Annotated in this window: 18 protein-coding genes; 6 read left to right on the plus strand and 12 right to left on the minus strand. The window is 58.3% G+C overall.

What is annotated here, in order from left to right:
- Positions 1–221: 221 nt before the first annotated feature.
- Entirely contained in the window at positions 222–2,786 is a 2,565-nt protein-coding gene (locus J3U88_RS13890) for a serine/threonine-protein kinase (RefSeq protein WP_207859465.1), read from the minus strand.
- A 1,092-nt stretch (positions 2,787–3,878) separates the two neighbouring features.
- On the opposite strand from J3U88_RS13890, the gene J3U88_RS13895 reads away from it, so the two are divergent.
- Positions 3,879–5,720 carry a peroxidase family protein gene (locus J3U88_RS13895; protein WP_207859466.1) on the plus strand — a complete coding sequence of 614 codons (1,842 nt, stop codon included), beginning with the start codon at positions 3,879–3,881 and terminating at the stop codon, positions 5,718–5,720.
- Between the two features lie 63 nt (positions 5,721–5,783).
- Here J3U88_RS13895 and J3U88_RS13900 read toward each other — a convergent pair whose 3' ends face one another.
- The 5 genes from J3U88_RS13900 to J3U88_RS13920 form a co-directional block, all read right to left on the minus strand.
- Positions 5,784–6,629, minus strand: coding sequence for an SDR family oxidoreductase (locus tag J3U88_RS13900; RefSeq protein WP_207859467.1), 846 nt, complete (start codon positions 6,627–6,629; stop codon positions 5,784–5,786).
- Positions 6,630–6,754: 125 nt separating this feature from the next.
- Positions 6,755–7,042, minus strand: coding sequence for a DUF3862 domain-containing protein (locus tag J3U88_RS13905; protein ID WP_207859468.1), 288 nt, complete (start codon positions 7,040–7,042; stop codon positions 6,755–6,757).
- Positions 7,043–7,320: 278 nt separating this feature from the next.
- Complete coding sequence (locus tag J3U88_RS13910) at positions 7,321–8,466, minus strand: protein kinase (protein WP_207859469.1); 1,146 nt, start codon at positions 8,464–8,466, stop codon at positions 7,321–7,323.
- A gap of 319 nt (positions 8,467–8,785) precedes the next feature.
- Positions 8,786–9,562 carry a phospholipid scramblase-related protein gene (locus J3U88_RS13915; protein WP_207859470.1) on the minus strand — a complete coding sequence of 259 codons (777 nt, stop codon included), beginning with the start codon at positions 9,560–9,562 and terminating at the stop codon, positions 8,786–8,788.
- A gap of 101 nt (positions 9,563–9,663) precedes the next feature.
- Positions 9,664–10,986 (minus strand): (Fe-S)-binding protein, encoded by a 1,323-nt coding sequence (locus J3U88_RS13920; protein WP_207859471.1) that lies wholly within the window; start codon positions 10,984–10,986, stop codon positions 9,664–9,666.
- A gap of 368 nt (positions 10,987–11,354) precedes the next feature.
- Between J3U88_RS13920 and J3U88_RS13925 the strand changes: the two genes are divergently transcribed.
- Positions 11,355–12,815 carry an Ig-like domain-containing protein gene (locus tag J3U88_RS13925; protein WP_207859472.1) on the plus strand — a complete coding sequence of 487 codons (1,461 nt, stop codon included), beginning with the start codon at positions 11,355–11,357 and terminating at the stop codon, positions 12,813–12,815.
- A 75-nt stretch (positions 12,816–12,890) separates the two neighbouring features.
- Here the strand turns inward: J3U88_RS13925 and J3U88_RS13930 are convergent, their stop codons facing one another.
- From J3U88_RS13930 to J3U88_RS13945, 4 genes are all read right to left on the minus strand, one after another.
- Entirely contained in the window at positions 12,891–13,796 is a 906-nt protein-coding gene (locus J3U88_RS13930) for a hypothetical protein (RefSeq protein ID WP_207859473.1), read from the minus strand.
- A gap of 161 nt (positions 13,797–13,957) precedes the next feature.
- A complete protein-coding gene (locus tag J3U88_RS13935) occupies positions 13,958–15,064 on the minus strand; it encodes an FAD-binding oxidoreductase (protein ID WP_207859474.1) in 1,107 nt (368 codons plus the stop codon).
- Positions 15,061–16,506 (minus strand): FAD-binding oxidoreductase, encoded by a 1,446-nt coding sequence (locus J3U88_RS13940; protein WP_207859475.1) that lies wholly within the window; start codon positions 16,504–16,506, stop codon positions 15,061–15,063. Before J3U88_RS13940 ends, J3U88_RS13935 begins: the two co-directional genes overlap by 4 nt.
- Positions 16,503–17,696, minus strand: coding sequence for a pyridoxal-phosphate-dependent aminotransferase family protein (locus J3U88_RS13945; RefSeq protein ID WP_207859476.1), 1,194 nt, complete (start codon positions 17,694–17,696; stop codon positions 16,503–16,505). The genes J3U88_RS13940 and J3U88_RS13945 overlap by 4 nt, the downstream gene beginning before the upstream one ends.
- Positions 17,697–18,494: 798 nt before the next feature.
- Here J3U88_RS13945 and J3U88_RS13950 point away from each other — a divergent pair.
- From J3U88_RS13950 to J3U88_RS13960, 3 genes are all read left to right on the plus strand, one after another.
- Entirely contained in the window at positions 18,495–19,070 is a 576-nt protein-coding gene (locus J3U88_RS13950; protein ID WP_207859477.1) for a hypothetical protein, read from the plus strand.
- A 19-nt stretch (positions 19,071–19,089) separates the two neighbouring features.
- Positions 19,090–19,446 (plus strand): PilZ domain-containing protein, encoded by a 357-nt coding sequence (locus tag J3U88_RS13955; RefSeq protein ID WP_207859478.1) that lies wholly within the window; start codon positions 19,090–19,092, stop codon positions 19,444–19,446.
- 68 nt (positions 19,447–19,514) lie between these two features.
- On the plus strand, positions 19,515–19,973 hold the full coding sequence (locus J3U88_RS13960) for a YqaA family protein (RefSeq protein ID WP_243435945.1): 459 nt from the start codon (positions 19,515–19,517) through the stop codon (positions 19,971–19,973).
- Between the two features lie 63 nt (positions 19,974–20,036).
- On the opposite strand, the gene J3U88_RS13965 is transcribed toward J3U88_RS13960, so the two are convergent.
- A complete protein-coding gene (locus tag J3U88_RS13965; protein WP_207859479.1) occupies positions 20,037–20,516 on the minus strand; it encodes an Mpo1 family 2-hydroxy fatty acid dioxygenase in 480 nt (159 codons plus the stop codon).
- Positions 20,517–20,742: 226 nt separating this feature from the next.
- Here J3U88_RS13965 and J3U88_RS13970 point away from each other — a divergent pair, with 226 nt between their 5' ends.
- A complete protein-coding gene (locus tag J3U88_RS13970) occupies positions 20,743–21,129 on the plus strand; it encodes a hypothetical protein (protein WP_207859480.1) in 387 nt (128 codons plus the stop codon).
- 338 nt (positions 21,130–21,467) lie between these two features.
- Here J3U88_RS13970 and J3U88_RS13975 read toward each other — a convergent pair whose 3' ends face one another.
- Positions 21,468–22,181: an NAD(P)H-dependent oxidoreductase gene (locus J3U88_RS13975; protein WP_207859481.1), complete on the minus strand. Its 714-nt coding sequence runs from the start codon at positions 22,179–22,181 to the stop codon at positions 21,468–21,470.
- Positions 22,182–22,586: the final 405 nt, after the last annotated feature.

Raw genomic sequence — 22,586 nt, forward strand, 5'->3', positions numbered from 1 at the left:
TTCTCACAAGGAATTCTGCTACGGGGCAACCCATGTGATTACAAGGGGGCGGCCTTCCGCGGGGCGGCCATCGCGGGGCGGCCATCCGCCTTACTCGGTCGAGCCGTCTTCGCCTCAGCTGCTACGCCGAATGGTCGGACCCCTGTGCCGTCTCTCGGTCGTAATCTTCGTACTCACAAGGCTTTCAGCTTCTCGCGACGAATCCTTGTGAGAAATGCGGGTTAGGGATCCCCGGCCGCTCCTGCCGACAACCCACGTTCCCGTTGATCCAAACGTTTTTGCCAGGCCTCGCCCGCGTAGATCTCGGCAAGGCCGGCACGGGTTTCCTGAATCACGCGCCGATTCCCCTCCGGGTTTTCACCCATCTTTAATGCGATACAAGCCGCCAAATGGGTTGCCGCCCGCGTCGCCCCATGCTGCTCGCCGTAATGCTCCCGATAGATTTTTAGCCCGGCGCTCGCCGAGGCCGCCGCCTCCGGGAGCCGGTCGGTTTCATAAAATACTTCGGCCAAGCCCAGTTGGGCCCGCGCGGTGGCGACATGGTGCGAACCGAAGTGTTTCATGAGCACGCTCACGGCTTGTCGGTACGCGTTTTCCGCCTGGGTGGTCTCCCCTTGCGCTAACGCCGCGACGGCCTCAATTAGAAACACGCGTGAAAACAGGTAATGGTCTTGGGAGAGACTGCGCTCCCAAATTTGGACAATGCGCGCCCGATGGCGCGCAACGGCTTCATAGTCTTCGCGCGCCAACGCCAATTCGGCGTGACCGCAAAGGTTTTCGGCCTGAATGGGATGGTGCGGACTGAACAAACGACGGCTGATATTCAGGGCGTGGTCCAGATGGATTTGGGCGCTGTCCAAACGGCCCTGGCTCAAGTAAAGCCGCGCCAAGTCCTGATTGAGCAAGCCGTTGAGTGGATGGTTGTAACGACCGTGCAAGGCTTTGAGGGTTGCCAGCCAACCGGTTTCGGCGGCTTCGTCATTACCACCCAGTGCGCTGAGAACCGCCGCCGCATATTGCTGTTCCGCGCGTCTTTCGGCACCGCCGCCTTCAGACAACAGGGCGAACCAGTGGGAAGCGGCCTGAACATCACCGGCCGCGATTGCGTTTTTGCCAAGGTGGAACACCACCTCTTGAACCGCGGGGTCGGATTCATCGTGAAAGGCGCGCCGAACAGCCAAGGCTTCCTCGAGTAAGGGTTTCACGGTTTCCGGGTTGGCCCGCCAATGTTGGGTCCGCGCCAACTCAACCAAAATAGCGCCGACTTGACGGCTGTTGGAGCCGTAACTCAGCCGCGCGTCGGTCAGCGCTTTTTCGAAATGCGGGATCGCCTCGTCAAAGAGGCCGAGCCCGTGATAGGCGCGGCCCATCGACAGCATCAAGCGCGAGCGCACCGCGGGATTGGTTCCGTCGTCGCCGTCAATTTGACGGGTACTCTGTTCCAGCAAATCCTTGGCGGTGATGGTTTCCCCCTTGGATTGGTCGGGATCGTTCACCGCAAAAATATCGGCGAGGAACCGAAGGGCCTGATCCGCGGTATCCCGTTCTCGCTGAGCCTCGCGCTGCATGTGATCGGTATAAACGGCGGCGCTGCCAATCATGGCAAAAAAGACGGTGGCAAAAAGGATGGTCCAGCGGTTGCGCCGCAGGTACTTGCCCAAAACATAGGCAAACCCGGCGCGACGCGCGATCACGGGCAGCCCCTTGAAGTAACGGTGGATATCGTGCATCAGTTGGTCGACCGAACGGTAGCGCTGATTGGGTTCGGCAGCCAGGGCTTTAAGGACAATGTTGTCGATATCGCGATGGACCGGTTCGGTCACGGGCGCCTGCTGCCCCGCGTTGTTCAGCGTGTTGTCCATGACGCGGGAACGGATACGGGCCGAGGGTCGATCCGGCGGACTTGCACTGATCTGGCGCGCCGCAAAAAAAGGATCGCGCCCATGAAAATGGTGGGGGCGGCTGCCGGTTATTAATTGGTAGAGGATCACACCGAGGGAGTAAATGTCACAGGGGGTGCCCAGGGGCTCGCCGCGCAGTTGTTCCGGGGCCGCGTATTCCACGGTCAGCATGCGTTCATTGAGGATGGTGGCGGTGCGCGGGGTACCGGTGGTGGGATCGAGCAAGCCGGAGATCCCAAAATCGAGCATTTTGGGCAAACCCTCGGCGGTCACCAAAATGTTGGCGGGTTTAAGGTCGCGGTGAATCACGAGGTTCTGGTGCGCAAACCGCACGGCCTCGCACACCTGCAAAAAACACCGCAGCCGTTCCACCAACGAGAGTTGGTGGTTGGCGCAGTATTGGTCGATGGGTTGGCCGTCGACGTATTCCATCACAAAATAAGGCAGGCCGTCGTCCGTGCTGCCCGCGTCAAAGAGTTGCGCGATGTGGGGATGGTTCAGTGCCGCCAGAATTTGGCGCTCTTTGAAAAAACGCTTGAGCACATGATCGCTGTCCATGCCGCGCTTCAGCAGTTTGACGGCAACGTTCATGGGTGTTTCGTCACAACGCTCGGCCAAATACACAATACCCACGCCGCCTTGGCCGATTTCCTCAAGCAACCGGTAAGGCCCGATTTGGGTTTGGGGTTTCGGGGCACCCAGCACCTCACGCGAATTGGTTTCGACCTGCTCGGCGCTTTCCAACAGCGCCTCAACAGCGGTGGCAAGCTCGGCGTCTTTGGCACGATGGGTATCGAGGAAGGGTGCACGGGCATGGGCGGGCAACGCCAGTGCTTCCTTGTAAACGCCGTGTATCCGACGCATCCGTTCGATATCGGGTTCCATCGCCAAACCTTCGCCCATTGATCGGGAGGCCGCCAAACGGCAGTCCCGCTTTCATTATCGGCACAGGATGGGATTCTCGCCACCTTTCCAAGGGTCGATCTTTGAATTTGGCTAAGACAGCCGAAACCAAGCCGAGACGTATCGGTGGTAACGGGAACCCATCCAGCCGGATTCCCGGCCGGCGCGAACCGGCAAAAAGTGCGGGGTTCAGCCTTTTGTTACGTTTTGTTACAGCGTGTAAGAAGCGATGGATACTGCCTTCGAGCAGCTTTTTGGTTGGATCTTACAGCGAATCAGCAGTCATTTTGACGCTCCGTAGCCCTTGTCACGCCTGGTTTTTTCCACCTCGGCGACCTCCGCACTCTCCACATTTCCCACACATTGTCATGTCACATTTGGCTTGTCTGATCGCGGGCTTCAGGAACCAACACGGCGATCAACCCTTCATTTAATAAAACCTAAGAAACGCGATAACTCGCGGTGGTTTAGACTAAACCTCTGGGCTACAACGGCCTGTGAAAATGCTCACCGCACCCAGCGGGTGCGCGTCGTGCGCGACCCCGGTCCGCTTTTCCCATGCCATTTCGCTCCAGATCTTTAGCCCAACCCCCTCGCTCTTATAGCGCCTCTTAGGTAAAAGAGCCGCGCGACCTTTCACACCGAACGTGTTGGGTCAGCCGTCCATCGTTTGTCGTTTGTTGCTTCAAGTTTAATGCTTTTCATTTAAGACGCGATGGTTCGGCCGTTATTCAATGCCGAGCAACCCGCCTTGGTTTTTCGAAAACGAACGGCTGCGAACCCGCCTTTCCGCGAAGAAAGGTGGGCATGTCCACCAACCTCATGTGGCCGCCGGCCACCCATTAATGCGCGCGACCCGTTCGCCTTCGGCATCTCTCTCCCGCGATGCCGAGGCTGTCTTCATTCTCCCCGACGGGTTCGCGCCATGCTTGCAATCATTTTTTTGTTTCCTGAATGACGCCCCGTGGACGGATGTCCTCCCCGGTGTTGTCGCGGATCCCTGCCGCGACGACCTCGCGATATCCCTCCGCCCACGTGGGCCTTTTAGGAGACCCTCTCTCAAAGGAGTCTGTCATGAATTGGAAAACCTCTCTGCTGACGGCCTGTTCCTGCGTCGGCCTCAGCCTCTCCGCGTTGAGCCCCGTACTGGCCCAAGACGGTCCCCGTGGTGACCGCCGCGGCGACGGCAACCGCGTCTCCCCCGTTCGCCAAATCGAACGCGGCGCCCGTCCCGAACCGGGCACCGGCCTGCGCCCCGCCGAATCCTTCCGCGCCTACGACGGCAGCGGCAACAACCGCACCATGCCGCTGATGGGCGCGGCCGGGATTCATCTGTTCCGGCTGATGCCCGCGGCGTACAGCGACGGCATCGCCAAAATGGCGGGCGAGAATCGACCCAACGTTCGTGCCGTCAGCAACGCGGTTTGTTCCCAAACCGCCGGCATCCCCAACCGGGTCGGCGCCACCGACTTTTTGTGGCAGTGGGGCCAATTTTTGGATCACGACATCGATTTGACGGACGGCACCAACCCACCCGAACCCGAACCGATTGCGATCCCCAGCGGCGATCCGTTTTTCGATCCCACCGCGAGCGGTACGGCCGAAATGTCGTTTAACCGTTCCCTCTACGACAAAACCACGGGCGAAACAGCCGAGAATCCGCGCCAACAAGTCAATGAAATCACGGCGTGGATCGATGCCTCCAACGTGTACGGTTCCGATGAGGAACGGGCCCACGCGTTGCGCACCAACGACGGCACCGGCAAGTTAAAAACCAGCGCGGGCAACCTGTTACCCTTTAACACGGACGGCATCGAAAACGCGGGCGGCGCCAACCCGGCCCTGTTCCTGGCCGGCGACGTGCGCGCCAACGAACAAGCGGGTTTGGCGGCGATGCACACCTTGTTTGTGCGCGAACACAACCGCTTGGCGGAACAATTCGCGGCCCGCAATCCCGAATGGGACGGCGAGCAAATCTACCAAAAGGCACGGCAAATCGTCGGCGCCCAGATGCAGGTCATCACCTATCGCGAATTTTTGCCGACCCTGCTGGGCGAACACGGTCCCCGTCGCTACCAGGGTTACCGTGAAAACGTCAACGCGGCGATTGCCAACAGTTTCAGCACGGCCGCTTACCGTTTTGGCCACAGTGCTTTAAACGCGACCATCCTGCGCCTCAACGCCGACGGTACCCCGGTCGCCGAGGGCCATTTGCCGCTGCGCAACGCCTTCTTTAACCCCAGCCGCTTGACCGAGGAAGGCGGTATTGAACCCATCATGCGCGGTTTGGCCGCCCAGGCCTGCCAAAACATCGATCCCTTCATCATCGACGACGTGCGCAACTTTTTGTTCGGCCCCCCCGGTTCCGGTGGTTTCGACCTCGCCAGCTTGAACCTGCAACGGGGTCGTGACCACGGCCTGCCTTCCTACAACGCGGCCCGTATCGGCATGGGTCTGCCGCCGGCGCGGAACTTTGCCGATATCTCCAGCGACGCGGTGGTCCAAAACCGCTTGGCGACGGCCTACGAGAACGTGGACCAGATCGACCTCTGGATCGGCGGTCTGTCCGAGGACCATCTGCCGGGGGCAATGGTGGGCGAACTGATCGCAACCATCCTGCGCGATCAGTTTGAGGCGCTGCGCGACGGCGACCGCTATTGGTACGCCCGCATCCTCAATGATCGTGAACGCGATGAAGTGGAACGCACCCGCTTGTCAGACATCATCCGCCGTAACAGCACGGTTGCGGCCGAGCTGCAACGCAATGTCTTCCGTATGGCCGATGCCGGCGGTGACGGCGGCGACGGCAATGACGGCGGTGGTCGTCCCGGCGGCGGCGACGGCAATGACGGTGGTGGTCGTCCCGGCGGCGGCGGCAATGGTGGTCCCGGCGGCGGCGGTCGCGGCGGCCGCTAAACCACGCGAACCCCGACCAACCTAAAAGGCAAAAGGCCGCGTCCTAAGGGACGCGGCCTTTTTTTATGGTTTCTCGTTTTCGTCGTCGAAGGCGGGCCAAACACGCTCGCCGTTGGGCGGATACAGCGGATGAAAAATCGACTGGCCCCCATCGATGCGCAGGGTGGCACCGGTGATGTAGGCCGCCGCCGGTGATGCCAAGAACACCAGGGCCGCGGCAACCTCGGCCTCGGTCCCCATGCGCGCGGCCTGGTTCTGTTTACCCGCTTCCTCAATCATCGGCCGCACCGCGGGATCGTAGGTCTCCAAACCCGAGGTGCGAATGATGCCGGGTGCAACGGCATTGACGCGCACCCCGTGGCGACCCCATTCATTGGCCAAAGTTTTGGTGAGGTTATCAACGGCGGCGCGCGCGGCGCCGGTATGAGCCATCATCGGGAAACCCTGCCACATGTCGGCAATCACGTTCACAACGGCACCGCCTTTTTTGCGAAAGTGTTTGTTAAACGCGGCCTGCATGACGTTAAAGGTACCGGTCAGGTTGGTATCGATGACCGCCTGCCAGCCCTTGGCGCTGATGGTTTCCGCCGGGGCTGGAAACTGACCGCCGGCATTGTTGATGAGGATGTCGAGCTTACCGGCTTGATCCGAAACCGTTTGCATCAATTCGACGACGGCGTCGCGGTCGCGGATATCACAAACGACACTTTCGACGCGGCCCCCTTCGCCATGAATGGCTTTAACGGCGCGGTCCAGCTTCTCCTGGGTCCGGCCACAGATAAATACGGTCGCGCCCAAGGCGGCAAATTCACGGGCGGCGCGCAGGCCGAGACCGGAGCCCCCCCCGGTCACCAATACATTTTTGTCTTTAAAGAGTGCAGGACTAAAAATCGAGTTCAATGCAGACATTGTCCTTCCTTATTCATTTGGGTGAAAACGGTTTGATCCGTTCAGTTAACCCGCATTTCTCACATGGAATTCGGCTTCGTAGCAAAATTCCATGTGAGAAATGCGGGTGAAGCAAAAAACGGTGGTTACTCCCCGCCCCCCTGCTCGTCAAAACTTTTGGTCATCACCTTGTCGTTCACAAAATTAATCGCCACGGACCGTTCGCCGTCGCGCCATACCGCGTTGGCCCCGGAAATCACACCCAAGTCCCCTTGTTTGAGGTCGGTCGGCTCACCGAGGATGGCGATGGTTTCTTCCATCGTCATGCCTTTCTTCACCTTGGCGAAGTTCTCAGCATTGATTTTGCTCCCGCAGGCCAAACACGCCAAGGCAAGCAGAAACACGGTACCCGCTTTGATCCATCTTTCAAACACGATCACGCTCCTGTGGTTCTTTTCAATGCCGCTTAGCATACAGGAATCGCGTGGTTGAGAACAGGTTTGGCGCGGGGGTCGGCCAAACCCGGTCATGAGGAAAAACGGGGAAAGCCGACGCGGCGCGATTAGCCGCCGAGGATTGGTGCACGCTTCTCATTAACAAAGGCCGGCAAAATTGCGCACCGCTGCCGGCCTCTACCTTTAACTAAGTTTCCTCAACCACACCCTGTCATTTTGGATCTGATCCAAGGATCACTTATAGCCTTCCCCCACGTTCACTTAAGTATCTTTCCCAGGATATTTTTGGGAATAATCCAGGTATTCCCCTTTGATTTTTTGATTTCTTCCTCCGGCGCTTCACCTGTTAGTATTCCTTGAACCTGGGCACCGGATAATCGCTCGGTTCCCACATCGCCGGGGTTTAATATGTCCCTTAGCTGGCCATGACTGAGTCTCTCGGTTCGAATTTCTTTGGGGAAACCATTGTCAATGGAAAGTGTATCGGAACCCATTCGTTGGGTAGGCTGCTCATGCGCGCCTTTGGCGTCATCTTCATTCAGTACTTCTTGATGCCCCAACCGCAGCATGTTGTTGATTTCGTCTCGGGTCAGGCGCCCGGAAAAAGTGCGGTTCTCCTCCAAAACCTTGGCGGAACCGGCGACACCGCCGCCGGCCATGCCGTACTTAGTAACATACTGAGAAAAGGAAAGTTCTTTTAGCTTGGCAACGATCTTGGGAAACGCCCGCAAGCGTTTATCCTCGTCCGTGGTGAAGATGTTTTTGAGCAGGCGCTGCACTTCTCGAGGAAGGTTGTCGCTGTCCTTCAAAATGGCCTGATGGTGGAAACCCGGCGCGGTTTGAGCGGTTCGTTTTTTCCCTACCAACATCGTCCAGAACAACAAGCCGAAATCATAGATATCCGCGTCCAGGCAGGTTTGGTCCAAGCCGGCCCTACCGAAGCCGAGCAGCTTGACCTGATGATCTTTAGGTAGCAAAACCTTGCGTGAAGAAAGGGCACCGTGGGCAATGCCGTTTTCGTGGAGATAAGCCAAACTCTCGGCGATTTGATAAGCCACCTCAATGCCGCGATCCGCGGGTAACGGCTCAGATTCAATACAGGCATCCAACCGGTCGGCCGGGATATATTCCCGAACGATAATGTGCGCACCTTCCTGAGGCAAAATCGTAAAAATCGCGGGCAAGGATTTGTGGAAAAGATCAAGCACGGGATAAGCTTCAGAAAGGTTCTCGGGAAAATCGCCGACCATCCACTTGAGCACACATTTTTTTCCGATGCAGGGTTCCTCGGCCAGGAAGCTGCGATTCACGGCGGCTTCATCTGATAAGACGGCCTTCACACGGTAGGTTTGCTGGTAAGGATAAAGCTTGGGGTTCAAATCATTTGAAGGTTTCTTTGTCATCGAAAACCACCCGGAAGATGCGGCTCTTGCTCGTTCAGCATTTTTGTGAAGGTCAATTTTTAAGACGAATTGTAACACCTACGCGAAAACAAAGAAACACATACTAAAACGTGACAATCTTCGAAACTATATATCGATCACACAAAAGCAAGTTACTGCATAATTTTATATATACCTGCCTTCAAACAACCTGCACCTTGTTCATCCTCATCCCAGGCAGCGGCACCACGCCCCCGCAGCGGCGTTGGGCCGGCGGTTAAAAAAAAGGGCCTTGTTCCCGTAACCCCTTGTCATGGCATTAGAAACCGGTAGCCGTCGGCTAAGATTGGTGGTTGTTTTCGAAAAAGTCGAAATCGATGCTAATCGCGGTTGCGAAAATCACCGCCCGTTGGGCCGGCGTCCAGTTCGTTTCGCCAAAATCGATCAGGAAATTGTCGGCGTCGGTGAAGGCTTCCTTGAGCAGGCCGCCCCATTTTTTCGAGATCATGCCGACCTTGCGGTCCTCGGCGTCGTAAATGTGGAAGGTCCAAATGCGCAGCAAAGGGCTGCGAATAATCGCAAACACATGACCGTGTTCGTCGATCAGGTCGTAGCGTCGGTTGAGAATACCGAGCCGACGCTGGACTTCGCCCAGCTCCGTACCGCGCGGCGTCATGACCTTGAGATGGGAAAAGAAAAAGAAGAAGGCACGGCGCAATTCGAGAACTTGCGTGTTGCCGGTGACCACGGCCACATCCAGTGGGCGGTGCGAGCCGAGGAACAGCCGCGACAAGGTGCGCATGAAGCTGACGTTAAGTTCCTCGATATAGCCGATTTGGCGGCTCCCGGGGGCTTGAATATGGTAGGTGTTGGTCTGCTCCCAATTGAGGAGGATTTCCCACCAATGGCGGGCGTGTTGTTGGATAAACAAATGGTCGTGTTGGCCAACCACATAATGCAAGGCCGGATCGTAAGCATCCCAGTCATGATTTTCCCGGGTGACCGGCGCGGCCTTGGGGCGTTCGCCGCGGCCCGCGAGTTTGCTGAACACCACGCCGCAGGCGGGGCAGTCAAGCGCACCATTTTCGGTCGTAAAACCACATTTTGGACAATCCATGGTTCCTCCAAAGGACAGCCACCCCCCTTAATCGAGGATAACCGGCGTTCCCATTCAATAATATGAACGGGAAAAAGAGCGGTGAAGGGCGTCACAAAGGGTCAGGGGGCGAACAATCGCGTGGCAAGAAACACGGCGGGATGCTGTACCTCAAGCGGCAACCCGCGTTGGGCGGCGCCGTGACGAAGCTGGAACAAACAGCCGGGATTTCCGGTTAGCAAGACGGCACGGCCGCCCTGGGATTTGAGGCTTCGTTCCAGATCGTCGAGTTTTGCGGCCAAGACTTGGTCGGCCACCTCGCCCTGTTGAAGGTTGAAAATGCCGGCCGCGCCACAGCAGTAACCGGCCTGGGACGGTTCGATGAGGGTGACGCCGGGAAGCCTGCTCAGCAGCGAAACCACGCCTTGGTGGTCCCTTTGGGCGTGCATCAAATGACAGGGATGATCTACCAGCGCGGTCACGGGCTCGCGCCGCCATTCGTTGCAATTGACCAGTTCGGATTCGGCCAGAAACGCGGTCACATCACGGATTTTGTCTTCAAAGGCATGCCAGTCCAGATCGCAGCCCGGCGCATCGCGATCCTCAAACAAAGCGCTGTACTCTTTCAGTTGGGCACCACAACCGGCGGAATTCACAATCACGGCATGCAGGGCTTTGTCGGCGAAAGCGGCGGCATTGCGTAGCGCCCATTGCCGCGGTTTGTCGCGAATGCCGGCGTGTACCGTCAGTGCACCGCAACAGGTTTGCGCGCGCGGAACCACCACCTCGTAACCGGCGGCGCGCAACAGCATTAGGGTTGCCTTGTGAACCTCGGTCTCGGCCGTGTCCATCACACAGCCGGTGAACAACGCCACTCGTTGCAGTGGATTGCGGATAACCAACGGCGCAAAAATTCGGTCGGCGTTTTGGTGTTTAAAAGAAACCCCGTCGAATTGGGGCATGACGTCCAGGGCGCGTCTGACGAATCCCGGCATCAGCCCACGCAGCCATTTTGCCCGCAACAGGCCCAACCGGTCGGCCAAACGCGTGGCTTTGCTCATCAGCAACAGACGGCGGTCGGCCGCGACCAAATGACGCAACGGCCAATCGCGCAAGCTACGCTGCCAAAAGTTCGGTTTCACCTCACGCCGCATGGCGGCGCGGGTTTTCTCCAGCAAGGAACCGTAAGGCACCCCCGAGGGACAGGCGGTTTCACAGGCCCGACAATCGAGACAGCGGTTAAGCGGTTCGGCCACGGCGGCGTCCGGCGCCAGCTCCCCTTCCCACATGGCGCGCATCAGGTACAAGCGTCCACGCGGCGAATCCTGTTCGACGCCGAGCGCCCGGTAGGTGGGACAGGCGTCCAAACACAAGCCGCAATGCACGCACTTGAGAATGTCGTCAAAGGGAAAGTCGCGGTAGAAGTCGGAGATGGGTTCGGTCATGGGAACCTGCAGTGCTTTTTCCTGCATCTTAACGTAAATCGACGGGTCCGTGTTGGAAGCAATCGCGCAACCCCTTGCACGTACATAGGTTCGACGGCGAAAACACATCAATTCACAATTTTTTCGAAAAAAAATGGCGGACTTTTTCACCGAAAAGGTATAGAAGTGTAAAGGACGACATTGTGACCCTCATCACACCGAATTATCCGGCATTGAATGAGTGTTTCCGTCGTCTTTTCCATGCATTCGGTCCCACCGGCGGGTTCGTTGCCCGCCAAAAGTGAATGAGCCACGGGACCATTCGAGCCTCTGAGTCAGGCGCGCTTCACCCAAAGACTCAATCTTATACACCTGGAGTACCAGTAGTTATGAAAATGCGATCACTTTTTATCGCGCTGTTGTTTTTGGCCGCAGGCCAATTGGTCTCAGCCCAAGAAAATCCGTTCACCGCACACAACGACGAATACACGACTTCTTGGGATAACATCCTCTCCGTTCCCGCTCCCGGCTTGCTCGTCAACGATGAGTTCGACAGCAGCCAAAACTTCACCGCCCATCTCGCGATTGAACCCACGATTGGTACGGTCGTGGTTGACGCGGACGGTGGTTTCACCTTCACCCCGGCCCCGGACGCCGCGGGCCCCATCACCTTCGTTTACGGTCTCCGCGCCGTGAACGGCAACGAAAGTTACGCGGTCGTCACGGTTGAGGTTACCGAGGGCAACAAAGCGCCCCTCGCGATTGACGACTACTACAGCACGCTGAACACCCGTCGCCTGGAAGTTCCCGCGCCCGGCGTCCTGGCCAACGACCTGGACATGGAAGGCGACCAACTCACCGCCGAACTGCTCGGCGGCCCCAGCACCGGCATCATGGTCATGCAGGAAGACGGCAGCTTCTGGTACGCGCCGCACCCCAACTACTCCGGTCGTTACAACATCCGCTACCGCGTCACCGACGAACACGGCGCTACCTCCGAGGGTTACATCCGCTTGACCTCCATCAGCTCGGCGGCCCCGGTTGCCGTTCCCGACGAATACGAGGTTCAAGCCGGTCAAATGACCCCGCTGCATGTTGTTGGAAACGATTACGATCCCAACAACAACCCCCTGTACCTCGACCGTGCCACCCAACCCAGCATTGGCTCCCTGGTAACGGATCACCGCGGTTACGCTCTGTTCACCGCCGGCCCCGAAGAGCGCGGCACCACCCAGTTCTCCTACACCATCAGCGACGGCGTGCTTGAGTCAACTACCACGGTGACCCTTCACATCGTAGGCGACAACGAGGCACCGGTTGTTCAAAACGAAACCGCCCATGTTCCCCTCGAGCGCGTCATCAACCCGTACAACGTTTTGGCCAACGACATCGACCCCGACGGCGACGAACTCACCGTGTCTCGCTTTACCGTCGACCAAAGCGATTACCTCAACATCTGGCTCAACGACGACAACCAAACCTTTGGTTTCCAAGTGTTCCGTCCCGGTACCTACACGGTTAACTACTGGGTAACCGACGGTTCCATTGAGGTTCCCGGCGTGTTGACCATCACCGTTGACGGCCCCACCGAGAACATCGCCCGTGACGACTATTACCGCTTCCCCATCGGCACCAGCCTCACCCTGAACACCTTCGCCAACGACGTGTACTTCGAGCACGACCGCAACACGGCGCCCGAGCACACTTCGGCCATCCCCGGAATGCTGACCTACCACGACGGCAACTTCCACTACTTTGCTTCTGCTCCGGTAACCGGCCAGTTCCAATTCACTTACACCCTGCCTGGCGGCTCCACCGCCACGGTTACCCTGGACATTTTCGAACCTTAATTCGCTTCAGTGACCAACATGGAAAGCGGCTCCCCCGGGGGCCGCTTTTTTGCGTTTAGCCCGCCATAGCCCGCATTAGCCCGCGAACGCGAAATACAGGATGGTGCCGCCCCAGGCCATACCCAGCAGGTAGGGCGCGGCAATGGCGGGCAAGTAGTAACGGCGCTGCCCCAGACAGTTGAGAAACACGGCGATGCCAAAAAGCATATCCGCGATCAGCATGTGGCCCAACCCCATCAACAACGAATTGCGGAACGAGATGAATTCCAACAGCAACACAAGGCCTGGAAAAACCCCCGTCAGCACGTGGTAGTCGGTTAATTGGTAGGCCAACACCAAAAGCCAGAGGTTGCGCAACAGGGTCACAATCCCAATCCCCACGAACCCGTAGATCACAAATGATCCCAGCCAAGCGACCCGGTTTTTGGCGCGGTCGAGGCGGTATTGAAAATCACGACCAAAATCGGGGTACCAACTGTCCGAGGGCAAAATGAACATATCACGCGCCTCGAGCATGTCGATGATGTTGCCTTCTTTGCCCTTTATTTTCTGCCGCCCCGTTTGGTGACGGCCGGGCGTGCGATCAATCATTTGGTTGATCTCTTCCATCGATTCTTTGAGGTTGCCTTTCTCGCGATGGGCGCTGATTTCATCATTTATGGCCGAACCGGTCGATTTGAACTTTTCTTGGGCGCGAATGCCGGCGCTGCCCGGATCGGTGAGTTCGAGTGCCTTGGCCTGCAATTTACCGATGTCGATGCTGACCTTTTGCGATTGTTCCAGGTCCACCGCGCTGTGCGGCAACATCATCTCGCGACCGTCGTCACGGGTAAAACTCACCCCGTGTTCGCTCACCTGGTAGTCGCCTTTGATTTTGATCTGACTGCCGTCGCGGAGGAACAACGTCTGGGTTTCATCGCCCTGCCAAGCGGAAAGCGGCAACAGGAACACCGCCAAAAACCCGATCCGAAAAACCTTCATGTCGCCCTCCTAGCGCCGCCACGCTGTGACCACCAAGTCCAGGGAAGCGGTCGCTATCATCTTAGTTTCTAAACGGCGCGGAGGAAAGCCGGGCCGCGCGAAAGAGCGCGGCGAAAACCGCACATGTGACCGAGATCCCCAGCCGCTTGCAAAAAGCGGGGTTAACCACCGTGAAAGTGGCTCGGCAGGCAACCACATGGGTCAAAAGATGCTTTGAGCTTTTGGTGAAGCACGGCCTCGGGCGTCTTCGCCGGCAGCCGTCGGATTGCGCAATCGGGGGGCGCTTGCTCCAAAACCCAAGACACCCCGGCCTCGGGTTCATTGGCGGACAGGACGCTTGGGTTGGCGACAAAGCGGTGAATATCGGCACCGATGGGATGAATCACCTGGCAATCTTGGCGGTAGTTTTCCTGTTGCAGAAGCACGGAAGTGGCCAGGCGGCCGTATGCGTGAACAGGCGCCGCGCCGGTGAGTCCGGCGAGCGCGGGACCATCGGCCAGCCGGTGAAACAGGGATTCATCGGGAGACTGTTCCGGGGCTGACCAAGCCGCGCCGGTGGTTTCTTCCAAAGAAACCTTCAGGCTGCGCCGTCTGGCTGTGCCGCCGGAAATGCCGACCCCGAGCCGGACGGTACCGGCGGCGAGGCGAACTTGCGCCCAATCCAGCGGGATGTGCGCCTTGATCAGGGCCGCCACCGCCCGCGGCCAGGCTTCGGCGGGTCCGCGAAAAAGTAAGGCTTCCGGCTGGTGGGGCAAGGGCATGAGTTTGAAATTTACCGAGAGCAAGACGGCCAACTCGCCGCGGTTGCCGACCATAAAGCGGGCTAAATCGTACCCGGTCACATTTTTAACGACGCGGCCGCCAACCTCAATCAAACGGCCGTCGACCGTGGCGTAGGTCATGCCGATCACCCAATCGCGCACCCCGCCGCGATACAAACGCTCGGGGCCGAAACGGTTTTTGGCGACCAGGGACCCCACGGTGTCGTCGTCGAACCAGGGATTGACGGGAAGACCCATGCCCTCGGCAGCGAGTTCTTTCTGAAGGGCAAGGTGTTTTTTGCCGACGCCGACACCGACGACCATGTCGTCGGGATCAAAAAACAAGGTTTGGTTGAAGGCGGACAAATCGAGTTGCAACGCGGCGGGATCGGGATGGGGATCCCCTTGGCCGGCAATCCAAAAGGGCCGTTTGGCCGCGTAACCCGCGCGCAACCAAGCCAAAAGCGACCCCGTATCGGCGGGTGCGAAAACCCGGGCGTCACTCATACTTGGATCCCGCTTTTGGCGCGCAAGGCGGCGACGCTTTTGATATCGCCGCATTTGCCCGGTTCCGGCAACATTTTGCCGGGGTTGAGGCGAGCGTTCGGGTTAAAAACGGCACGTACCTCGGCCATATGATCGAGCGTGGTCGATGAGTAAACACGATCCATGAGGCTGTTTTTCTCCAGGCCGATGCCGTGCTCCCCGGACAAGGTACCGCCCTCGGCCAAACAGAGTTCGAGGATGCGGCGGCCGACCTCGTGGGTGGCGGCGACTTGGTCGGGATCGTGGGCGTCGTAAAGGATGAGCGGGTGCAGGTTGCCGTCCCCGGCGTGGAAGACGTTGGCAATGGTTAACCCGTGGTCGCGGCCGATTTGGTTGACGCGCGCCAGCACGCGCGGCAAAGCACCACGGGGGATCACACCGTCCTGGGTGTAGAAACTGGGGGACAAAGCACCGATGGCGCCGAAGGCTTCCTTGCGCGCGCGCCAGATACGGGCGCGCGCCGCCTCGTCCTCGGCCACGCGGATCTCGTGGGTACCGACCTGGCCCAAGATACGGCGAACCGCGGCCAGCTCGTCGGTAATCCCCGCTTCGATATCTTCCAGTTCAATAATCAGCACGGCCTCGGCATCGGTAGGGAAACCGGCCGAGATGGTTTGTTCGATGGCGCGAATGACGGTGTTGTCGATCATCTCCAGCGCGGCGGGCACGATGCCGGCGCGGATGATCGCTGAAACGGCCTCGCAGGCCTGTTGCACATCGTTGAACACGGCCAACAGGGTTTGCACCGCGGGCGGCAGCGGCGTCAGGCGACAGATTATGTTGGTGACGATGCACAGGGTGCCCTCGCTACCGATCAGGAGCGCGAGCAGGTCGGCGCCGGGCGAAGCCCAACTTTCGCCGCCAACGCGGTGTGCCGAACCGTCGGGCAACACCACGTCCAAGGCGAGAATGTGGTTTACGGTGACACCGTATTTGAGGGTGTGCGGCCCGCCGGAATTTTCGGCGACATTGCCACCGACAGAACAGGCTTTTTGCGAGCTGGGATCGGGCACAAAATAGAGGCCGTGGGCTCGGGCGGCATGGGAAACCTGAATATTCACCACGCCGGGACCGACCTCAATGGTGCGGTCGATTTCGTTAACCGGCCCGATGCGGTTGAGGCGAACCAACTCAATAATAACCGCGCCGGTGGTGGGCACGGCGCCGCCGGAAAGTCCGGTTCCGGCACCGCGCGGAAGAAAGGAAACCCCGGCGGCGTGCAGCAACTTAACCACACCGACAACCTGATCGTGGTCGCCGGGAAAAACCACCCCGGCCGGTAAGCTGGGATGGAGGGTTAAGCCGTCGCAGCGGTAACTGAAGCGCGTGACCTGATCGTCACGCACCCAATCCGCCCCCAAGAGGGCGACCAGTTGCCGCCGCAACGCGGGTTCGAGACTCATGCACCGACCTTCGCGGCGGCGGCGAGGCCGGCGCCGGGCTGAATCGCGGCACCTTGTTGCACCAGAATCGATTCCAACGCGGCCAAGAACGTGACCACATTTTCACGACGCGATGCGTGGCCCATCAAGCCGACACGCCAAACTTTGCCTTTTAAGTCACCCAAACCACCGCCGATTTCGATGTTGTAGTCGTTCAACAAGGCGCGACGCACGGCGGCGTCGTCGACGCCGTCGGGGATAACCACGGTATTGAGTTGGGGCAGGCGGTAGTCGGCGGGGACCAACATCGACAGGCCCATCGCTTCCACGCCGGCGACGAGCATCTCGCCGTGGTGTTGGTGGCGGGCGAATACGGCGTCGAGCCCTTCCTCCAACACGATCAGCAACGCCTCGCGCAGGCCGTACAACATATTAATCGGTGCGGTGTGGTGGTAGGCGCGTTCGCCACCCCAGTAATTGAGCAGCATCGAGACGTCGAGGTACCAGGAAACCACCTTGGACTTGCGATTTTTGAGAGCCTGCACGGCGCGCTCGGAAAAACTGACCGGCGCCAGTCCCGGCGGGCAACTCAAACATTTTTGGGTGCCGGAGTAGGCCAGGTCCACGCCCCATTCGTCGAGCTTGACCGGGGTCCCGCCGAGCGAGGTCACACAATCGGCCAGTAAAAGCGCGTCGACCTCGTGGGCGATTTCAGCAATTTCGGGCAGCGATTGACACACGCCGGTGGAGGTTTCCGCGTGCACGACGCCCACCAGTTTGGTGGGTTTGCCGGCCACGGCCTCGCGAATCGCCTCGGGCTCGAACTTTTGACCGAAAGGAACTTGGATCTTTACCACATCGGCACCGAGTCGGTCGGCAATATCGGCCATCCGGCCGCCGAACACGCCGTTTTGGGCGATGACCACGCGGTCGCCGGGTTCGATCACATTCACCATACAGCACTCCATGCCGGCGGAACCGGTGCCGGACACGGGGAAGGTGAGCGCGTTTTTGGTTTGGAAAAGCTGCTGCAACAAGCCTTGGATTTGGTCCATCATTTGGATAAAGGCGGGGTCGAGGTGACCGATGGTGGGTGCGGCCATGGCTTGCAAGACACGCGGATGAATGTCGCTGGGGCCGGGACCCATGAGGGTGCGGACGGGTGGATCGAGCTGAGGGTAATCCTGACGAAAGCTTTGATTTTCGGGCATGGGGGAAACTCCTGTGGATCTGGAAAAACGCGTGGATCGACGCGCCCATTTTGTCTAACCGCGGCAAAAACCAAATTGAGGTAGAACGACCTTGCCGGGCAAGGCGAGGTGCCCTCGACGCCGAAACGCGGGGCCGGCACGCGCGGTTTGATTGATGATCCCCATACTACCGAAAAAGGAGGCGGGGTGTGGATGATTTTTGGCGAAAGAGTTGGTGGAAGGGGCCTTGCCTCCCGGTTCAACGCCGCGAATTTCACGGACGATGGGGAAAACAGTCACTCAAATTGGCTCCCCGCCGGGGCGGCCCATGGCCGGATAATGTCCGAGCGGGAAAGCGAAACCGAACGGACGGGTGATCGGAAAACAGGGCAAATGCCGCATTTCGTCAGGCGCGGCCGGCGCCTTGGCGGGTCAAAACCGACGCCTTTTTCATTTCGCCCCTTGATGTAAAACGTTATAATTGCGGGCTCAAGCTGCATTTCTCACCAGAATGCGTCGCGAAGCGGTGAAATCGTTGCGAGGACAAAGGTTCCGACCAAGGGTAAACGCGGGGGGCCGGCCCTTCGGTGTGGCGACGCCACGTCGAGGCTGCCCAACGGTGAACCCGAGAAAGCGAAGTCATCGCAGCGATTTCACCGCTTTATGCAGAACTTCGGGTGAGAAATGCAGCTTAGCTAGCGTCAGCCTAACAAACCGATCCCTTCACCCTTGAAGGTCGCGTTGGGTTTGCGTCATCCGGCCGTGCCGGCTTTCTGGTGAAGTCCGATTATTGGTTCAAGATTGCGGAGGTACCCACACATGGCGGAACAAGAACGCCCGCTCGTTGATCGCATATGGGAAATGACGAAGGACCTGTCAGTCAAGGTCTCGCGCAAGGCCGAAAAGGTCTCGCGCAAGGCTGAGAAACTTCTTAAAATCAACACATTACGCGCCGAAATCGGCTCCATCCGCCGTCGCATCAACAACAAACACAAAGAACTGGGTCGCTTTTTTTACGAATCGGTCAAATCGGGCGCGCTGGACGAGGAAATCGACAAAACAACCTTTCAGGACTTTTTTGACGACCTGGGTCAGCTTGAAGCGGAAATCGTCGAGCGTGAGCAGCGCATTGAGGCACTGGAACAACAGATGCGCGAAGAGGCGGAAGAGAAGCCGGTAGAAGAAAAAGAAGCGGTGCCCGAGGCCTCCACCGATCCAGCCGACGGGGAAGCCGAGGCCAAAACCGAGACGGACGGGGACGCGAACGCGGACAAGGCGGAATCGGCGAACGGCGCGGAAAAGCCTGAAGAAAAATCCGCCGACGCCGAAGATGGAGATAAGGGCGAAGCGGAGAAGGCCGAGGATGCCGACACCAAAAAGGAACCCAATGCTTAACGGTTAGAGGAAGAGCACCATGTACCAAAATCAGCGCAATGCACCCCGGATCCCCTGTGACGGTGACGGCTACCTCGTTTTGGGTGATGAACGTCCGGCCACGGAAGTCGGCAACATCAGCAAAGGCGGCGCCTGCCTGCTGGTCCCGTTTGATACCTGGGTATTGATGGAGGAGTTGGACGTGATCGACGGCGGCGTGACCATCGACAACAGCGCGTTCACCTTTACGGGCCGTATTTGCTGGAGTTTGGTGGAAAACAACCGCGTGCGTTTTGGTTTGGAATTCATTCGCTCCGACAGAGACATCATCGAGAAAGTGCTGGAAAACCTCAGCTTGATGGTCGAGGAACCCGAGGACAACAGTTTTAACCTTTGAGCGCCGCCAAGCATCGACCACCTGATCCCAAACCAACAGCCGCCCGGCCCCTTGCCTGGGCGGTTTTGTTGTTTCCGGCCCTTTGCGCGGCGGGCATTTGGCTCAGCTGGGGCTGGGAGCTATTGGGTTTGTACACGGCCTCGTTGGTGGCGGCGACGCTGCTGCCGGCCCAGTCGGAAATGGTGCTGGTCGGTTTGCACGTAAGCGGCCGGTTCCATCCCGCGCTCTTGGTAGCGGTGGCGACCTTCGGCAACGTGCTGGGCGCCTGCATCAACTGGCTACTCGGCCGTTATTTGCTTCATTTCCAAGATCGGCGTTGGTTCCCGGTGAAGCAGCAAGCGTTGGAACGCGCCACCCGACACTACAACCGCTATGGCCTGTGGTCGCTGATGTTGGCCTGGGCGCCGATTATCGGTGATCCACTGACGGTGGTTGCCGGTTTCCTGCGTACCCCGTTTTGGTTGTTCACCCTGCTGGTATTGATCGGCAAGGGCGGCCGCTACGCGCTGCTGGTGGGTTTGTTTTAATCGCCCGGCTGCAAAAGGCCGCCGCAAAAGCGCGACAGCCCGAAGGCAAAGCCGGCCGCGTGTTTAATAAGCGATGCCGACGCGGCGGTAGACGAAGTGCATCAGCCAGGCCGGGCCGATGAGCAGGAATTGCAGATCTTGGAAAAAGGACGGTTTTTTGCCTTCAATTTGGTGGCCGATAAACTGGCCGATCCAGGCAGCGACGAAAATCGCCAGCGATACCCAGAACAACGGCAACCCCGCTTGCATAATGGCGAAATTACCGCCGAGCACGACGACAATCACGGGGATAAACCCCAAAAAGATGGTTTTCGACAGAACGAAGTAGTAACCGAGCGCGAAAAGCAGGAACAGGGTAGCCCAGTTAAAAAAAGGATCGAGGGCGGCGGGTAAAATGCCCGCGAAGTAACCGTGTGGTATGGACCACAACAGGCCGGCCAAGCTAAACACAATCAGGGGCACGCAGACCCAGTGAATGGTTTTGTTGGTTGGATTTTGGTGGCTTTCCCCATATTCTTCCAACCAGTGATCGATGGATTTCATTTGATCCTCCCGAATCGCCGCAACCGCGTCACCACCAAACCCACCTCGCGCAAGCGGGGCGCGATGGGTTCACCAAACCCGCGTTGCTTGCCTGGCGGCCCTGAGAAGGATCCCCCGGCGAGAAAAACGGGCGAGGACTCGGTCAAACCCGCGGTGGTTTCGACAGACCGAAAAACGGCGCCGTGACGTTCGGCGAAAATTCAAAGCAACAGTGTGGAGCACGTTAATGCTAGCTTACCTCGCGGGACTTTCCCCTGTCAAAACCGCCTTATGGTGTTACCTCATTTGGTACCTAAACGTGCTCAGCCTCTATTTCGATCCCAGTCCCCAAACCTGGATCACGGCACTGGGCATCGCGGCCATTGTCGGCACGGCCAACAACCTCAATGCGCTCAGCGGTCGGCAAAACGGGCAAGGCTTCGATCCCTGGATGGGCCTGCGTTTTTTCTTGGCCCCGTTTTGCGTGGCCAGTTTCGCGGCCATGGTGAAAGGGCGCGGTTTTATTCTGGTATTCCCACCGACGCTTGCCGAAAACCTGCGTGGCCTGATCGGCTGTCTGCTGTTTGTCGCACTCGCCCTCGCCGCGCGCCGTTTCCACCCGGCGGAAAGCTAGCCCCTATTTCTCACAAGGTTTAGACCTAAGAAGCGCGATAACTCGCGGTGATTTTAGCTAAACCTCTGGGCTGCAACGGTCTGTGAAAATGCTCACCGCACCCAATGGGTGCGCTTCCGCATTTCCCAAACCATTTCGCTCCAGATCTTTAGCCAAAATCCCTCGCTCTTATCGCGCTTCTTAGGTTAGAGTTTCTCGCAACGAATCCGCGGAAGAAATGCGGACTAGCCCAACCGCAACAAAGCCGATGCGGGGCATCGGCTTTGCTCGGTGAAAAGGGTTGATTTGGTTGAACCGAAAGGGTGCGATTGCATTCATCCGCATCGCACGCTTTGGTTTTAAGCGAAGGCGGGCTCGGTATCCCAACCATTGGGGCGGCCGGGATTGGGTCGCGGAATGGGTCGGCGATGGGTGAATACGGGTTCGGTTTCGGTCAAGCGCGCGACACGGTGTACGTAATCGCGCAGCATGTCGGCGCGCTCCCATTCACCACATTCGTCAACGCCCCAGGCGATGAAAGGCGCCAGCACGTCAAAACCGGCACGGTACAAAACGTCTTCCTGCAAGGGTCGCAACATGCAGGAGACCTCGCGTTCACGACCGCCGAAAAGCGGCTCTTGGCTAGGGGTGGTAAACACCAACATCGCACGTTTGCGAATGCGGCGTGATTCGCCCCGATGACGACACCATTCACCAACGCGGCAGCGGAATTGGCGCAAGGTGGGGGGCGAAAGGAACCACCAGAGTGGGAATTGGAACAGGACCACATCGGCCCAGTCGAACGGATCTACTTGGTTGACTGTTTGTTGCAAGGGATGGCGCAACGTGCGTTCGGAATGAAATGCCTGACGCAAGGGTTGCTGGTTAAAGGGTTCGGTTTCCAACAAACCGGGAACAAAGCCGCGACGGGGGGGACCCACCATCGCTTCGTCGTGGAAGCTGACGACATGAACTTCATGGCCCTGACTGGTCAATAAATCAAGCGCGGTATCTTTCATGCGCTCACTAAATGCAGGCGACTCATGAGGTTCAATAACCATCAATACATTCATGGACACAACTCCATTTAGCTCCGGCCCAAAGACCGAAGGTTTCGGAACTCTCCTCATCAGTTTAGGTCGTGAAAAGGCGGTAGCATCACCTTGAAAAGAACAGCCGCGAGGCAAGAGCTCGCGAAACGCGGGGAGATCGGTGTGGGTGGGTCGTACAAGACCGGCAATCTTCTCTTGGACTTCACCGAAGGCGCGGATCGACTTTTCCAGAACGAAAGGGATCTTCGTTCAACAATGGCGCGGAAAAAAAACCAGCCGTATTTTGGGGGATAAAACCCCGGCGGCCCGCGATCAAGGAAAGGAAAAGCGACCTAATAGGACTAGGTCGGAGCGACCAATCGGAGAAGAAAATTTAACCACAAATAGAGACTGCCAGAAAATTCGTAGGCACACCGTAAGGGATGT

It is taken from the genome of Acanthopleuribacter pedis (assembly GCF_017377855.1).
In the GTDB taxonomy this organism is placed as follows: Bacteria; Acidobacteriota; Holophagae; order Acanthopleuribacterales; family Acanthopleuribacteraceae; genus Acanthopleuribacter; species Acanthopleuribacter pedis.

Excerpts from the sequence above, each read along its gene's own strand:
- J3U88_RS13890 (WP_207859465.1), bottom strand. The coding sequence starts at position 2,786 with ATGGAACCCGATATCGAACGGATGCGTCGGATACACGGCGTTTACAAG.
- J3U88_RS13895 (WP_207859466.1), top strand. The coding sequence starts at position 3,879 with ATGAATTGGAAAACCTCTCTGCTGACGGCCTGTTCCTGCGTCGGCCTC.
- J3U88_RS13900 (WP_207859467.1), bottom strand. The coding sequence starts at position 6,629 with ATGTCTGCATTGAACTCGATTTTTAGTCCTGCACTCTTTAAAGACAAA.
- J3U88_RS13910 (WP_207859469.1), bottom strand. The coding sequence starts at position 8,466 with ATGACAAAGAAACCTTCAAATGATTTGAACCCCAAGCTTTATCCTTAC.
- J3U88_RS13915 (WP_207859470.1), bottom strand. The coding sequence starts at position 9,562 with ATGGATTGTCCAAAATGTGGTTTTACGACCGAAAATGGTGCGCTTGAC.
- J3U88_RS13920 (WP_207859471.1), bottom strand. The coding sequence starts at position 10,986 with ATGACCGAACCCATCTCCGACTTCTACCGCGACTTTCCCTTTGACGAC.
- J3U88_RS13925 (WP_207859472.1), top strand. The coding sequence starts at position 11,355 with ATGAAAATGCGATCACTTTTTATCGCGCTGTTGTTTTTGGCCGCAGGC.
- J3U88_RS13930 (WP_207859473.1), bottom strand. The coding sequence starts at position 13,796 with ATGAAGGTTTTTCGGATCGGGTTTTTGGCGGTGTTCCTGTTGCCGCTT.
- J3U88_RS13935 (WP_207859474.1), bottom strand. The coding sequence starts at position 15,064 with ATGAGTGACGCCCGGGTTTTCGCACCCGCCGATACGGGGTCGCTTTTG.
- J3U88_RS13940 (WP_207859475.1), bottom strand. The coding sequence starts at position 16,506 with ATGAGTCTCGAACCCGCGTTGCGGCGGCAACTGGTCGCCCTCTTGGGG.
- J3U88_RS13945 (WP_207859476.1), bottom strand. The coding sequence starts at position 17,696 with ATGCCCGAAAATCAAAGCTTTCGTCAGGATTACCCTCAGCTCGATCCA.
- J3U88_RS13950 (WP_207859477.1), top strand. The coding sequence starts at position 18,495 with ATGGCGGAACAAGAACGCCCGCTCGTTGATCGCATATGGGAAATGACG.
- J3U88_RS13955 (WP_207859478.1), top strand. The coding sequence starts at position 19,090 with ATGTACCAAAATCAGCGCAATGCACCCCGGATCCCCTGTGACGGTGAC.
- J3U88_RS13965 (WP_207859479.1), bottom strand. The coding sequence starts at position 20,516 with ATGAAATCCATCGATCACTGGTTGGAAGAATATGGGGAAAGCCACCAA.
- J3U88_RS13970 (WP_207859480.1), top strand. The coding sequence starts at position 20,743 with ATGCTAGCTTACCTCGCGGGACTTTCCCCTGTCAAAACCGCCTTATGG.
- J3U88_RS13975 (WP_207859481.1), bottom strand. The coding sequence starts at position 22,181 with ATGAATGTATTGATGGTTATTGAACCTCATGAGTCGCCTGCATTTAGT.